Source organism: Candidatus Lariskella endosymbiont of Hedychridium roseum (assembly GCF_964020185.1).
Classification (GTDB): domain Bacteria; phylum Pseudomonadota; class Alphaproteobacteria; order Rickettsiales; family Midichloriaceae; genus Lariskella.
In genome coordinates, this window is record NZ_OZ026538.1 from 767,987 (window position 1) to 782,595 (window position 14,609).

Below are 14,609 nucleotides of genomic sequence, written 5' to 3' on the forward strand. Positions count from 1 at the left end.
TATCATATAGTATTTTGTACTAAGTATAGGTATAGAGTTTTAACTGGGCAAGTTGCGATTAGAACTAGGGAAGTAATCCGAGAAATATGTGCTGCTAATTACATAAATATAATTAGTGGCAGTATGAGTCCTGATCACGTACATATATTAGCATTGGTTCCGCCTAGTATATCAATATCTAAAGCTGTGCAATATATTAAAGGTATAAGTAGTCGTAAGTTGCTACAGGAATTTGCACTGCTCCGTAAGCGGTATTGGGGGACAACATCTTTGGGCCAGAGGGTATTTTGTTGTGACAGTTGGCAATGTGAATTCAGAAGAAGTGCAAAAATATATAGAACAGCATGAGGAACATCACAAAAAAGATGATTTTAGAATATCAGAGTTTTAGCGTTTACGCTTTTAATCTGCTTTGCAAGCGTTACACAAACTACCGCGCTTTAGCCGGTAGTAATTGATTACTATTATATAGTTGACTGTTATCCACTGTCCATATTATACAAGCGTATAGATACGGTGAGCGCTTTTCTGTGGGCAATGATCTATTGCTAGAAGTAGTGCATGTTTTAGATCAGAAGCATTCCTGTTAGTGATAGGCTAGTAGTGCTAATTCTTTTTTGCTACAGATGTAATTATGCTTTTCTATATCTCGCTCTTCAGCATCTGGCTGCAAGGTATGGTCTAATAAAAAGTTGCTATATACTCAAGGTAACACACATAAAGATTGATTTTTATAGTGTTGATTTAAACAATTTTTTATCACTACATGCTAATTTGGCGCATAAACAGGAGTATATAGTATATTATGCATACTAAAATTCTAATAATAGGTTCTGGTCCAGCTGGATATTCTGCAGCAATATATGCTGCCAGAGCTGGTCTTTCTCCTATTTTAATATCTGGAAATCAAATAGGTGGGCAATTAACTATTACTACTGACGTAGAAAACTATCCTGGTTTTGCAGATGTAATACAAGGACCATGGCTGATGGAGCAGATGAGAGAACAAGCCAAACATGTAGGAACACATTTGGTTGATGATCACGTCGCTTCTGTGAATTTTTCAAAAGCTCCATTTTTGATTTATTGTAATAGTGGCAAGAACTTTACAGCAGATTCTGTCATAATTTGTACAGGTGCTCATGCTAAATGGCTTGGCCTTGAAAGTGAGGAGCGTTATAAAGGCTTCGGTGTTTCTGGTTGCGCAACTTGTGATGGCTTCTTTTATAAGAATCAAGAAGTGATAGTGATTGGCGGTGGAAATACAGCTGTGGAGGAAGCTTTATACCTTACAAACCATGCAAAGCGAGTTTATCTTGTGCATAGAAGAGATAGCTTGCGTGCTGAGAATATATTGCAGCAACGTCTTTTATCAAATCCTAAAGTGGAGATGGTTTGGGATACAGTGCTGATGGAAGTGAAGGGTGAAGAGAATCCTACTAGAGTTGTTTCTGCTGTGCTGCAAAACTTAAAAACAAGTGATATAAAAGAGAAACCTATAGATGGAATTTTTATAGCAATAGGACATAGTCCAAACACAGCAATGTTTAAGGATTGGTTAACTCTAGATTCTGAAGGTTATATTCAAACAGAGCAAGGAAGTGTTAGAACAAATATTCCTGGAGTGTTCGCAGCGGGAGATGTTCAAGATAAGATTTATAGGCAAGCAGTTACTGCTGCTGGAAGAGGTTGTATGGCAGCGCTGGATGCAGCTAAATATCTTTCTAAGATAGGTATCGTATAAAGTGTCAAATTATTCCAATTCTTTCACTTTTTTTAAGATGAGCATCTACATATATTTTGAGAGTAATAAGTGAAAAAATACTCACTATACAATAATATAGAAGATAAAAAGAGTTTAGCAGCTAACTGGTTTAAGGAATTGCGCAATGATATATGCATGCAATTTGAATCTATAGAAAGAGAGAATGGTTCTTCTGCAAGCTTTATTATGGATACTTGGAATAGGGAAGGTGGTGGTGGTGGTGAAATCTCTATTATGCGTGGTGAGGTTTTTGAGAAGGTTGGCGTTAATATATCAACAGTTTTTGGAGAATTTTCTGAAAAATTTGCACAAGAAATACCGGGTGCAGCGGATGATAGAAAATTTTGGGCTAGTGGTATTTCATTAGTTGCACATATGAATTCACCGTTTGTTCCAGCTGTTCACATGAACACTAGAATGATAGTTACAACATGTTCATGGTTTGGCGGAGGAGCTGATTTAACACCAACATTTCTGAATGAAGACGATAAAAAGACATTTCATGATAGCTTTAAAAAAGCATGTGATACATATAATATAAATTATTATCCTGAGTTCAGTAAGTATTGTGATGAATATTTTTTCTTAAAGCATAGAAATGAACCACGCGGAATTGGTGGGATATTCTATGATAATCTAAACTCTGGAGATTGGGATTCAGACTTTGGTTTCACACAAGATGTTGGCGTAGCATTAAGAGATGTTTTTTGTAAGATTGTAAGATCTCACATGCATAAAAAATGGAGTATAGAAGAAAAGGAGAAGCAATTGTTGAAAAGAGGAAGATATGTTGAGTTCAATCTTTTGTATGATAGAGGTACTAGGTTTGGGTTAATGACAGGTGGAAATGTCGATGCTATATTTATGTCTTTGCCTCCAAATGTAAAATGGATTTGATGTTTATGGAAAATAATGCAGAGCAAGGTTTTAACTGTATGGAGGGTAAATTACTTGTGGCCTCTCCTAATTTAGATGATAACTGTTTTGAAAAGTCGCTCGTATACTTATGTGCACACGATAAAGACGGTGCAATTGGTGTAATAATTAACCATAAGATAGGTGCAATTACTGCACAAGAACTTGCAAAGTTTGCTAAGATTCAATCTAAAGGTTCAATTGATAAGAAGTTTCCAGTACTATTCGGCGGTCCTGTTTACACAGATAAAGTTGTAGTGCTTTGTATGAATAAGCATAAAGAGAAGATATTACGACAACATCAGGGAGTTACTTTATATACTGATCTTGAACATTTTCTACATGAATATTCAAAAGGTCATTTGCAGGAAAAGCTCTTGTTCGCAAAGGGTGTTGCTATATGGGAATCTGGGCAGCTTGAAGCTGAGGTAGAATCCAATGCGTGGTTCCTGGTTCCAACTACCGCGGATTTTTTGTTTTCTCAGCGTATAAAAGATAAATGGAGCACTATAATGCGAGATCTTGGTGTTGAAAGCTTTCACAATTTAGTTTGTTATTCCGGCAATGCATAGTAGCTATATACTCTGATTCTGTCCGTCAAATTTTGCGGAAAGTGAAATATACTAAAATTTCTGATATATAATTTGTCCTATACCTAGCAAATACTACTTAACAAAATGCATTATTTTTTGCAATTTTGCTACTTTTTCTGCAGGATTTTCGACGCACTATAATTACTTGCAACCAAGATTGTTACAATTTATTGTACAGACTTGACAGCTTATCTCAAAGAAATCAGAATAAAGTATTGATATCTTTTGTTGTTTATGTAGAGGGAGTTTTTGTGTCGAAAGCCGTAACATTAAATAGATATGGTCCTCCAGATGTCTTACAAGTAGAGGATGTGAAGGCCTGTACCACAAAGAATGGTGAGGTGCTTGTTAAGCACTCTGCAATAGGTGTTAATCGTATTGATTTACAGATGAGGTCTGGGCAAAAAACGTTTGGTGAATTGAAACAACCTTTGGTACTAGGTTATGAAGCAAGTGGTGTAATACAAGAACTTGGTGATAATGTTGATGGGTTTAAAGTAGGAGATAAAGTTGCATATGCAACTGCGCAAGTTGGTGCATATGTAGATTTTCGGTGTATTCATCATAAGTATTTAATTACCGTTCCTGATTCTATTACAGAAGATATTGCAGCTGCTAGTATTTTTAAGGGGTTGACTGCACATTACCTTGCAGCACGTGCATTTATAATAAAAGAAGGAACAGCTGTTTTGATACATGGCGTAGCTGGTGGAGTTGGTAGGCTCTTATCACAAATTGCTAATTCGAAGGGGGCAGTCGTCATAGGAACAGTTATATCTGAACAAGAAAAGCAGATTGCACTCGAGTTTGGTTGTCACAAAGTGTTTAACACACAATCTGAAGATTGGGTAGCGTCCGTTTTGGATTTAACAAAGGGAATTGGCGTAACTGCTGTTTATGATGGGCTTGGAGCAGAAGTTTTTGACAAATCACTTGAGTGTTTAATGAGGATGGGTGTTTTGATAAGCTACGGTGATATTACTGGACAAGTCAGTAATATAGATATGGATAAAGTAAGGAATAAATCTATTTTTGTCACAGCACCATCGATATTTCACTATAAATCGAATCGTATGGAGTTATTGTTGAGTGCGCATGATATATTCTCAATGATAGAATCTTCCAAGTTAAAAGTAGAGATTGAACAGGCTTTCTCTCTTAGTGATGTAGCAAAGGCTCATCAACTTTTGGAATCTGGTAATACTAGAGGATCAATTATTTTAAAGCCATAAGTCAATTGTATATTTCAAGTTATCCTTTATTGTTCAATGGAGTGCTAACCATCAATTGGTTAAATATACAGCTTTACCTATACAAAATTGTATAATTTATAAAAAAAGTGTTTCACACGGCACAATTTTCTGATAATTGAATATGAGACCTCTGCTTAAGGTTTGTTATGTCGAGTTTTGAAAGTGCTTAGAGAGAATGAATTACACCTTTGCTTTTTTGTTTTTCTCTAAGAGTGTTTGCTGATTTTAGAGCTTGTTGATAGCATTTATGAAATAATCAATATCGTTTGCAATTTATGAAAATAGAAGAGTTAAAAAATTCAGGCCTTGAAAGGGAATACAAAATCTCTATGCCTTCTACTGTTGTTACTTCTCGTGTTGATCGTAAAATTTTGGAGAAAGCTGCTACATTTAAACTCCCTGGCTTTAGAGAAGGTAAAGTACCTATCAGTATAGTCAAAAGACATATTGGAGCTGATATACTATCATCACAAGTTTCTGAAGTAATCAGAGAGACTATGCAGTCATTACTTGCTGACAAAAATGTTAAGCCTGCAATGCAACCGCTAATTGATGTAAAAAATTTTGAAGCAGAAGGAGAATTTACTTTCCATGTTTCTATGGATGTTATGCCTAACATTCCAGAGCTGGACTATAAAAAAATAGAGATTGAATCCATTGAAGTTAAGCTTAATGATGAAGAGATAAAGAATGCTGAGCAACAGTTTGCCAAAATCTTAAGACCTTTTAATGAAGGTGAAGAGGGATATGCCGCTCAAGAGCATGATATAATTATTATAGATTTCTCTGGGGTAGCAGATGGACAAGATTTTACAAAGGGCGTACAACAAAATGTTAGAATACAGCTTGGATCTAATACTTTCATACCAGAGATTGAAGAGAATTTAATTGGAGTAAAAGCAGGAGAACAAAAAGAAATCACAGTAAAGCTGCCTGATGATTATCCAGAGTCTTCTGTAGCAGGAAAAGAAGCAAAGTTTAGCATTAAAGTAGAGAAAATAATGAAAGCTGGTCCTGAAGTTGTCTTTGATGATGAACTTGCAAATAAGCTAGGATTAAAAGATTTAGGAATGCTGAAGGAAATTATAAAGCAAAGAGTCACCGGAGATGTAGCTGTATATTGTAAGATGCGTAATAAAAAGCAGCTATTTGACAAAATTGATTCTATGTATGATTTCACATTACCAACTGGACTTGTAAAGGTTGATTATGAATCAATTTTATCTGAGGCTAAAAAACGTGCTGAGAAAGAAGGCACGCTAGAAGAGTTTGAGGAAGGAGCGGAAGAAAAGTTTAATGCTTTAGCTAAACGGCGTGTAAAATTAGGTTTAATTATAGCGAATATAGCAGAAGAAAATAACATATCAGTGAGTACAGAAGATATGAAAAATGCTATCAATGCTCAAGTTGCATCGTCGCCAAATCAGAAAAAAGAAATTTTAGAATGTTTTTCAAATTCTGAGAATCTAGAAAAATTACGTGGTCCGCTTTTAGAGGAAAAAGTTGTAGATTTTATATTATCTCGCATCAATCTCAATATAGTTTATGTATCAATGGATGAATTCAGTAATAAGTACCTAAAAGATACGAATGTATAGAAATGACATTAAGTACTTTTTGCTTTATAAAGCAGCTGTTTATTGATTAGATACATTTTAGAATATAATAAGGAACATCTGCTGAACTATCTACCTTGTGAACATCAAGAGTAATAAATAGCTTGTATGGAAAATCAAGCCCAAAAGGTCTGCGCAAGTGACTTTGCCGGCAGTGCCCTTGAGACACGCTGATTCTTAACTGATACTCGCTATTTTACTACTATTTTATAATCATTATCATTTCATATTTTCTCCAATACTCATTTGATATAATGCTTTTTGATAAGCAATTTATGATATAAATGAGTATTTTTAAAATGATATTGGTTATGAAACGCAAGGACTTAGTGCTATTATTACATAGAGATAGCATAATACAGGGATTTCAGGTTATCATAGTTATTTTGAATAGTGTTTTATGCAATAGCATTTTTAGCAATATGAATTTTAACAAGTAAATCGAGTAAAACTCAGATTTCGATTTTACATAAATTAAAGCTGGTTATTAATATGAGTGTTATGAATTTTGTTCCAGTAGTAGTGGAACAAACATCTAAAGGCGAAAGGGCGTTTGATATTTACTCGCGTTTGCTGAAAGAGAGAATTGTCTTTGTAAATGGTGAGATTGAAGACTCCATGGCTTCACTTATAGTTGCGCAGCTATTATTTCTTGAATCTGAAGATCCAGAGAAGGATATATGTATGTATATCAACTCACCTGGTGGTGTCATTACATCAGGTATGGCAATTTATGATACTATGCAATACATAAGGTGTGATGTTGCAACCATCTGTATAGGACAAGCAAGTTCCATGGGCTCCATGCTACTTACTGCTGGTACGACAGGAAAGAGAAGTGCTTTGCAAAACGCAAGAATAATGATACATCAGCCACTTGGAGGTTATAGGGGGCAAGCTACGGATATAGAAATTCATGCTAAAGAGATAATACGTATAAAACATAAAATGAACACGTTGTATGTTCACCATACAGGTAACTCTCTAAAAGTGATCGAAAAACACGTTGAGCGTGATAAATTTATGAGTAGCGAAGAAGCCAAAGATTTTGGATTGATAGATAACGTTATAACAAAACGACATGTGATTATGGAGCAGCCTAGCCATGGAAAAAGATAATATAGAGAGAGGTAATATATTATATTGTTCATTTTGTGGGAAGAGTCAGCCTGAAGTAAAGAAATTAATTACTGGCACCTCAGCTCATATATGCAATGAGTGCGTTGAGCTTTGTATTGATGCAATAGAAGATGGAAATCGAGCATTTTTTCCTAACGATAGTTTACCAAAACCAAAAGATATATACGAGTTTCTTGGACAGTATGTCATAGGACAAGAGAAAGCAAAAAAGATACTGGCAGTTGCCCTACATAATCACTATAAACGTCTTATGAATACTAAAATTAGTGATGTTGAGATATCTAAATCAAATATATTATTAATAGGTCCTACTGGCTCTGGAAAGACCTTGCTTGTACAGACATTAGCAAAAATTTTGAATGTGCCTTACGCTATCGCCGATGCAACGACTTTGACAGAAGCAGGATATGTGGGTGAAGATGTAGAAAATACAATTTTGAAGTTATTGCAAGCTGCAGACTATAATATAGAAAGAGCACAGAAGGGAATAGTATATATAGATGAGATAGATAAAATTTCTAGAAAAGCTGATAGTCCTTCTATAACAAGAGATGTATCTGGTGAGGGTGTGCAGCAAGCATTGCTTAAACTTATGGAAGGCATTGTAGCTTCAGTTCCACCACAAGGTGCAAGAAAACATCCACAGCAAGAGTTCTTGCAGGTTGATACTACAAATATTTTATTTATATGTAGTGGCGCTTTCGAAGGTATTGAGAAGATAGTTGCAAATCGAAAACAAAACTCTTCTATAGGGTTTGGTGCAAAAATAAAAGATTCAACGCAACATGATGCACATGAGTTGTTGTCTGAAGTTGAGCCTGAAGACTTGATAAAATATGGATTGATTCCAGAATTTGTTGGTAGATTGCCTGTTATCGCTACACTTGAGCCTTTAAATGAAGAAGCCTTAATTGAGATTATGACAAAACCTAAGAATGCAGTGTTAAAACAATACACAAAGTTATTAGAGATAGATGGAGTAAAATTAACTGTTGAAGACGAAGCATTGAGTGCCATTGCAAAGAAGACTTTATCTAGAAAGACTGGTGCTAGAGGTTTGCGTGCAATACTTGAATCTTCTCTGCTTGATATAATGTTTGACATTCCTAGTCAAAGTGATGTGAAAGAAGTTATCATTACAAAAAGTGTTATAGATGATAATGCAAGACCTGAAACAGTAAATGATACCATATCTGATATAATAGAACCTAAAAAAATAGAAGGCGTAAAAAAGAAAACAGAGGTAGCGATTAATCAAAAAACAAATTGATATAAGTTTTTGTGCTTAATGTATGGCTTAAATCTTGTTGCAGGATGCTACTAGTTGGCAGCAAGAAATAAGTGCGAAATAGGCTTATTGAAGTCTGTCCGTCAAAATCGATTTGCTTGTACACACACCAAAAGTTCACTTAAAACTAGCAAAACGCTTCCAAAGAAATAAGGCGACTTAATAGTCTATGGATTGCATTTCATATAGCCTTGATACCAGTCTTGCGAATTCTGTTTTATGCTTCTTCCCAGAGTATAAATTATCTATACTGACATCTGCTGTACAAATTAATCTCGTTTTTGCTTCATATATCTCATCTATCAAAGTAATAAACCTCAAAGCTTCATTATGATTCTCTTCACACATTTTAGGTATATTTTCTATAATAATAACATCAAAAACTTTGCAGATAGCAATATAATCATTAACTCCAAGCGGCACATTACAAAGCTCTGCGAAATCAAATAAAGCAATAGATTCAAAAGAACGTTTGACTGTTAAACTTCTACTCCCATGAACATCTATAGAACGTGCTGCTAGAATATTATTACTACCAATCAATTTACTTAACACATTTTTAATAAAATCTGATGCTGTATCGTCGAGTGGAAAGTGATAAAGCTTCTCAATACCTTTCACCTTTGTACTTCTATAATCATGGTTATTATCAAGATGAAATATATCCAGTGAATGCTCTAATAAGTCTATAAACGGTAGAAATCGCTGACGTTGTAATCCACCTTCAAAGAGTTTTTGTGGCTCAAAGTTCGAAGTGATAAACACAAACACACCATTAGATAGTATAAATTCAAACAGCTTGAGTAAAACCATAGCATCTGCTATATTATTCACCTGTAACTCATCTAAACATAGTACTTTGCAATCTTTTATTATATCACCAGCCACAATTTCCAAAGGTTTTAGCGATGAAGCTATAAGCTTACTCTTCTGTAAATTATTTAAGTTAGTGTGAAAATCCAGCATAAACTTATGAAAATGCATAATCTGCTTTTGTTTTATTGCTAAATTATCAAAAAATATTTTCATTAGCATGGACTTTCCGCGTCCTGTGCCGCCCCATATATATATGCCCATTGCGAGCTTTTTTCCTTTTTGTTTATTTAATTTTTTATATATTTTTTCTTTTAAAGCAAAGAATGTAAACCTAGAAATTTTCAGATTTTCTATATACGTTTTATAAGTATCAAACATCTTTATGAGTTCTAGCTGCTTAGGATCTGCAGACATTGCTGAAGACTCTAGTAACTTAGCATATGTAAATTGTATGGTTTGTTTATGCATATATCTTTAGATCCATACTTCTTATAAAACTTCGTTGCTACAAGTTTTTATATATCAAAAAACGAAAAATACTTAATCTCACAATTAGAAAACATATCTTCTATAAATCTGTGCTCAACCACACATCCCGCTTTCATACACGCGTGTATTATAGAGAAATGATCTTCATACGTTACATCAGAGTATTGAAATATTCTATAGCTACATATGATTCCAAGATGGTACGAAAATTTTGCTTTTACCGCCACTACACATCCGATTTTCGGCGTTGCTATTGCTACCATATGTTGTCGTAGAGCTTTAAACAAGTCAAATTCAATATATAGATTTTTATAATATTGATAATCATATTCTGCTAATAAAGAACCACTTTTAGCACGAATATTTAGCTCACTTGCGATTCCCAGTATTAAGCCAACACAATCACATCCTATTCCTCTTTTCCTTCCTTGATGCTGAAATTTAGTACCTATCCAAAGTCTTGCATTATCTTCTACTTTCATAATTAGTAAATTAGCTTTTATAGTAGCTTATAATATGTTAACATTTCCCTTGCAGGCAGTTGTGTAGTCGCTGAAATTTATTTTTCAGAGGAAAGTCCGGACTTCACAAAACAATGACGTCGGGTAACACCCGGCGAGGGAAACCTCAGGGAAAGTGCCACAGAAAATATACCGCCAGAAGTTGTTTTATCATCTGGTAAGGGTGAAAAGGTGAGGTAAGAGCTCAAACCGGGTCCACAGCAATGTGTGCCGCATGGTAAACCCCGTCAGAAGCAAGGCTATATAGATGCGCGATAGATTATTAGATCTGCGGTTTTGTTTTGGCCGTTATATTTAGCAGCGCAAGGGTGAGCCGCATAGATTGCACTGGTAACTGTGCAACAAGATAAATGGCTACAAAGAGCTTTTATGCTCTACAGAATCCGGCTTATAGACCGCTTGCAAGTTTTTATTGATATATGTAGATGATTGATTTTATGTGCATAGCCACGGTTTTATATACAAAATTTTTCGGTACTCGTGTTGGAAGTGACGAGTTTGGCAATGTATATTATGAGCGTTCTGATGAAAAAAACTTCTTTGGAAGAAAAAAACGCTGGGTTATATACAGTGGAATTGTAGAACCCACTAAAGTACCTAGTGCCTGGTTTGCTTGGTTACATCATCAGAGAGATGCTGTTCCAGATTTTAAAGAATATGGCGTAAAACGCAGTAAAGGCAAAAAAACGCACATACCAAATTTGACAGGAACACAAAATGCTTATTATCCTCCTGGATATGGGGTTGCACCAAATAGACGTGAAAAAGTAAGTGCAGATTACGAAGCTTGGGAACCAGATTTCTGAAATCTTTGACGACTCCAAAATTATGATGCACCGAAAGTCCTGCAGAAAAAGTGGTAAAATTGCCAAAAACCTTATGGAGTGAGTACGCGCCCCAAAAGTCTCAGAAGCGGCATGAAATAGTGCCACGAGTGTCAAAGGTAAGAAAGTGTTATAATAAACTTTGGCTGATGGACCAAAAAGTGTTTTAAATCCGTAAGAATTTATTCCATGAGGTTTTTAGTTGTTGCATCATCATTTGTGGCAAATGCACTCATAGAAACAAGAGCTTTACCTCTCTTACTCCATTTGCTATCTGGGAATTCTTTTGATAACACTTCCGCATAATATTTTGCTTCATCCAAAATACCAATTGAAGTGTATACTTCTACCATTCTATATAATGCTTCACTTCTAAACGCTGTTTTTGGATAAATACGTATAACATTCTGAAATCTCGGAACAGCTGAAAATGGCATTTTCTGAAATAGATAAAACCTTCCTACCGACATTTCTTTTGCAGCAATTGTATCATATGCAAATTGCCTTTTTTTCTCTGCATCAGCACTATATTTTGAATGAGGAAATCTTGTAATCAATTTATTTAAAGCCAATAGGCTATCTTCTGTTAAGCTTTGGTCTCTCTCAAAATCCATCATCTGATTTATAAGTGATAATGCTCTAATATAGTATACATAATCAACATGCTGATTAGCTGGATAATTTCTTACAAAATCATCCGCTGCAAATGTAGCATCATCAAACTTATCACTTTTAAAGTATGCATACATTTTTAGCATTGTTGCATTTGGCGCTAATCTATGAGCAGGGTGCTCTTTCTCTATGGTGGAAAAATCTTTAATTGCTTCTGCAAATCTTTTCTCTGATATGTTTTTTACTCCTGAGCTATAAAGCTCCTCCGGATTCGTCGGGATTACCTTATCACTGTTATTGCTGGCGCAGCCTATAACAAATAATGTAAGAAATAAAATCAGAAAACGCATGTAATACATCTTAAATACCTAGTAGTTATTTCCTAGATTACATAACTTTAAAAAAAACAAACGTCAATACGTAATTACAACATTGATGCACAAAAACATGATAATGTATATTATGGAAAATGATCCATACTTAATTGTTCTATAATTGTACACGCGCTAAAAATCTTGAAACAAGCATGAAATGGTGCCTCGAGTGTCAAAATAGCGCTTTAAATATCATTGTATATCTTTTAGCTCTCTTTGTACTATTGCAGTTTCTACCACATTGATGATCTGCTGATCGCCAATAGCATGCGCTAAATCTTTAGCTGTTAAACCACCAATACCTCTTTGATTTAAATCAGCACCATTTGCTATTAGTATTGCAATCAAGTCTATATTTTTACGATTCATTGCAATAGTGAGTGCTGTATCTCCATGTCTACTTCTATAATTCACATTCGCTCCTTTTTTTAGAATCTGTACAACACAAGTATTTGCTCCTATAAATGTACAATCTAGTAATGCTTGATTTATATCGTCATACTGAGAAGCAAGCACCATAGCAATTTCCTCATACATTTCACCTGATGACTCATAAGGAGTTAAACCAGCATTATCCATTGCAAAAATATTTGCTCCTATAGAAATCAACATTTTAAACATATCTACTCTGTTATAAATGGCTGCTATATGTAGCGCAGTTCTTCCATCGAGTGTAGTTATGCTAACATCTGCACCACTCATCATTAGATATCTAAATGCATCAAACTTATTATATACTATGGCATACATTAATGGCGTATAACCGTTGCTTGCATCCTGTGCATTAATATCAGCACCTTTAGCTAATAAAGCTTGAATTGCACCTATATCTGAGCTTTGCACAGCAATAAATAGCAGAGAAGAATATTCACTTTGATAAAATGCTTTGGGTAAATGCTGGTTTTGTCTATTATATTGCTTTTTACTTATGCTTGGAGGTAAAGGTTGCTTTCTATAATCATATGGCTGTCTCGTGTTTATGTCTAAATCCATACTATGTGTCTCTTCATCAAAATCTGGAACTCTAGCATTGAATCCAGGCACTACCAAGTATTCTTTCTTATGTGTGATACTGTGTTTTTTTTTCGCTGTTCCATTATTTTTATCATCAACATTTGTTATGTCTTTTGTGGAACCACTATTCTCTTTTTTGGGAAGTGATTTTTTAGCATCTGATTCATTGCTTCTTTTATTGATTTTCAAAGGTTTCGACGCAACATTTTTTTCATTTTTTTCTACTACTTTTTCTTTCTTACTGTTTTCACTGTCGGCATTCTTACTTAAACCATCAGCATTCTTTGTTTTATCTGGCACTGCAATACTACTACTATTGCTTAACACATTCTTATCTTTACGATTACTATCGATCTTAGAAACATTGTTAATCTGCTCAGCTGGCGTAATGCTTTGAATTTTATCAGCAGAACCATCTACTACACTTGGAATAGTAACATCACTTGCAATTTCTTTACTCGCACTTGGAGCAGGAGCAATTGGGGCAACTGGATCGCTAAACTTTTCAGGTAATGCTAAACTTTTTTCCTGCTGTTTAGTTGTGTCACTATTTTGACTTTTCTGTTGTAATGTAGTGAGTGACTCAAGTGTTGGAGGAGGTAAAAATTTAGCTCCATCTTGCGATTTATTCTTAAGTGCAGTATTCACTTCTTTCACATTATCATCTACAATCGATTGCGGAGGAACAACAGACACTTGCTTTTTGCTGAATGCACTTTCTATCTTTTCTAACTTATTATCTGCAGGCTTGCTACTCGTACTAACGTCAATCGACTCTGAATTGCCTCTGTTTATAGGAGTCCACGGCATATCTTTATTGGAATCTGCTAAACTTCTTACGTCACTCCAAAAATCTTCATCCTTAGTACTACCTATGCACAAACCTTCAAAGAAAGTGACGTATGTTACACAAATTAGCACAAAAAAAAGCAGCACAAAATTAGGACGTCGTAACATATTGTGGTCTAACAGTTTTGGTAAATAGTCACACCTCAACTTGAGCGCCTCCATCAATTTGAAATCCAATATTAATCTCAATCGTCCTTATCAGGCATCAACATCCTAATTTCTCTCTCTACTATCTTCTCTACTATTCCAGGTAAATTAGTGTTTAACCACTTGATCAACTCAGGTTTTAACAAATCCTTCACAATCTTCTGAAGACAAGAATCAAGAGCATTAGCAGTCAATTCATCACATGCCATGTCACCGGATTCTATAGAATCATCGTTATAAAATCTAGACTTATTAATAGATTTGCTATCTATTATCTCTCTTTCTGTAAGTTCTAATATATCATCTTGCATTTTTTTGAAATCGTCTCGCGACATCATGCTTTGTATATTGTGAAGCGCTTCTTGGATTTCATTTTTTTTATCGGATTTCATA

The 14,609-nt window shown here is 34.8% G+C and carries 13 protein-coding genes, 1 other RNA gene and 1 pseudogene; 10 read left to right on the forward strand and 5 right to left on the reverse strand.

What is annotated here, in order from left to right:
• The first annotated feature begins 6 nt into the window (after positions 1-6).
• The 8 genes and pseudogenes from tnpA to clpX all read left to right on the forward strand — a co-directional run bounded on the left by tnpA (position 7) and on the right by clpX (position 8,552).
• Positions 7-391: pseudogene (tnpA, locus tag AACK98_RS03910) on the forward strand (IS200/IS605 family transposase).
• Positions 392-805: 414 nt separating this feature from the next.
• Entirely contained in the window at positions 806-1,744 is a 939-nt protein-coding gene (gene trxB / locus AACK98_RS03915; RefSeq protein ID WP_339042424.1) for a thioredoxin-disulfide reductase, read from the forward strand.
• Between the two features lie 96 nt (positions 1,745-1,840).
• Positions 1,841-2,662, forward strand: coding sequence for an oxygen-dependent coproporphyrinogen oxidase (gene hemF, locus AACK98_RS03920; protein WP_339042575.1), 822 nt, complete (start codon positions 1,841-1,843; stop codon positions 2,660-2,662).
• Between the two features lie 5 nt (positions 2,663-2,667).
• Positions 2,668-3,252, forward strand: a complete 585-nt coding sequence (locus tag AACK98_RS03925) for a YqgE/AlgH family protein (RefSeq protein WP_339042426.1) — start codon at positions 2,668-2,670, stop codon at positions 3,250-3,252.
• Between the two features lie 272 nt (positions 3,253-3,524).
• The gene (locus AACK98_RS03930; protein WP_339042428.1) at positions 3,525-4,505 is read left to right on the forward strand and encodes a quinone oxidoreductase; all 981 of its coding nucleotides are present in this window, start codon (positions 3,525-3,527) and stop codon (positions 4,503-4,505) included.
• A gap of 296 nt (positions 4,506-4,801) precedes the next feature.
• A complete protein-coding gene (gene tig / locus AACK98_RS03935) occupies positions 4,802-6,124 on the forward strand; it encodes a trigger factor (protein WP_339042577.1) in 1,323 nt (440 codons plus the stop codon).
• A gap of 519 nt (positions 6,125-6,643) precedes the next feature.
• Positions 6,644-7,261: an ATP-dependent Clp endopeptidase proteolytic subunit ClpP gene (clpP, locus tag AACK98_RS03940; RefSeq protein WP_339042579.1), complete on the forward strand. Its 618-nt coding sequence runs from the start codon at positions 6,644-6,646 to the stop codon at positions 7,259-7,261.
• Positions 7,248-8,552, forward strand: coding sequence for an ATP-dependent Clp protease ATP-binding subunit ClpX (gene clpX / locus AACK98_RS03945; RefSeq protein WP_339042430.1), 1,305 nt, complete (start codon positions 7,248-7,250; stop codon positions 8,550-8,552). The genes clpP and clpX overlap by 14 nt, the downstream gene beginning before the upstream one ends.
• A gap of 177 nt (positions 8,553-8,729) precedes the next feature.
• On the opposite strand, the gene zapE is transcribed toward clpX, so the two are convergent.
• Together zapE and AACK98_RS03955 are read right to left on the reverse strand one after the other, a co-directional pair.
• Positions 8,730-9,854 (reverse strand): cell division protein ZapE, encoded by a 1,125-nt coding sequence (gene zapE, locus AACK98_RS03950; RefSeq protein ID WP_339042432.1) that lies wholly within the window; start codon positions 9,852-9,854, stop codon positions 8,730-8,732.
• Between the two features lie 47 nt (positions 9,855-9,901).
• A complete protein-coding gene (locus AACK98_RS03955; RefSeq protein WP_339042434.1) occupies positions 9,902-10,357 on the reverse strand; it encodes a hypothetical protein in 456 nt (151 codons plus the stop codon).
• Positions 10,358-10,408: 51 nt separating this feature from the next.
• On the opposite strand from AACK98_RS03955, the gene rnpB reads away from it, so the two are divergent.
• Positions 10,409-10,803, forward strand: an RNA gene (gene rnpB, locus AACK98_RS03960) — RNase P RNA component class A.
• 18 nt (positions 10,804-10,821) lie between these two features.
• A complete protein-coding gene (locus AACK98_RS03965; RefSeq protein ID WP_339042436.1) occupies positions 10,822-11,202 on the forward strand; it encodes an NADH-ubiquinone oxidoreductase subunit NDUFA12 family protein in 381 nt (126 codons plus the stop codon).
• A 200-nt stretch (positions 11,203-11,402) separates the two neighbouring features.
• Here AACK98_RS03965 and AACK98_RS03970 read toward each other — a convergent pair whose 3' ends face one another.
• From AACK98_RS03970 to AACK98_RS03980, 3 genes are all read right to left on the reverse strand, one after another.
• Positions 11,403-12,182, reverse strand: coding sequence for an outer membrane protein assembly factor BamD (locus tag AACK98_RS03970; RefSeq protein ID WP_339042438.1), 780 nt, complete (start codon positions 12,180-12,182; stop codon positions 11,403-11,405).
• Positions 12,183-12,398: 216 nt separating this feature from the next.
• On the reverse strand, positions 12,399-14,141 hold the full coding sequence (locus AACK98_RS03975) for an ankyrin repeat domain-containing protein (protein ID WP_339042440.1): 1,743 nt from the start codon (positions 14,139-14,141) through the stop codon (positions 12,399-12,401).
• A 113-nt stretch (positions 14,142-14,254) separates the two neighbouring features.
• Positions 14,255-14,608 (reverse strand): DUF2497 domain-containing protein, encoded by a 354-nt coding sequence (locus AACK98_RS03980; protein ID WP_339042442.1) that lies wholly within the window; start codon positions 14,606-14,608, stop codon positions 14,255-14,257.
• Position 14,609: the final 1 nt, after the last annotated feature.

Bases quoted from the DNA above. Each gene is read 5' to 3' on its own strand.
- AACK98_RS03970 (WP_339042438.1), bottom strand. From the start codon at position 12,182: ATGCGTTTTCTGATTTTATTTCTTACATTATTTGTTATAGGCTGCGCC.
- AACK98_RS03965 (WP_339042436.1), top strand. From the start codon at position 10,822: ATGATTGATTTTATGTGCATAGCCACGGTTTTATATACAAAATTTTTC.
- AACK98_RS03955 (WP_339042434.1), bottom strand. From the start codon at position 10,357: ATGAAAGTAGAAGATAATGCAAGACTTTGGATAGGTACTAAATTTCAG.
- tig (WP_339042577.1), top strand. From the start codon at position 4,802: ATGAAAATAGAAGAGTTAAAAAATTCAGGCCTTGAAAGGGAATACAAA.
- zapE (WP_339042432.1), bottom strand. From the start codon at position 9,854: ATGCATAAACAAACCATACAATTTACATATGCTAAGTTACTAGAGTCT.
- clpX (WP_339042430.1), top strand. From the start codon at position 7,248: ATGGAAAAAGATAATATAGAGAGAGGTAATATATTATATTGTTCATTT.
- AACK98_RS03980 (WP_339042442.1), bottom strand. From the start codon at position 14,608: ATGAAATCCGATAAAAAAAATGAAATCCAAGAAGCGCTTCACAATATA.
- AACK98_RS03925 (WP_339042426.1), top strand. From the start codon at position 2,668: ATGGAAAATAATGCAGAGCAAGGTTTTAACTGTATGGAGGGTAAATTA.
- clpP (WP_339042579.1), top strand. From the start codon at position 6,644: ATGAATTTTGTTCCAGTAGTAGTGGAACAAACATCTAAAGGCGAAAGG.
- trxB (WP_339042424.1), top strand. From the start codon at position 806: ATGCATACTAAAATTCTAATAATAGGTTCTGGTCCAGCTGGATATTCT.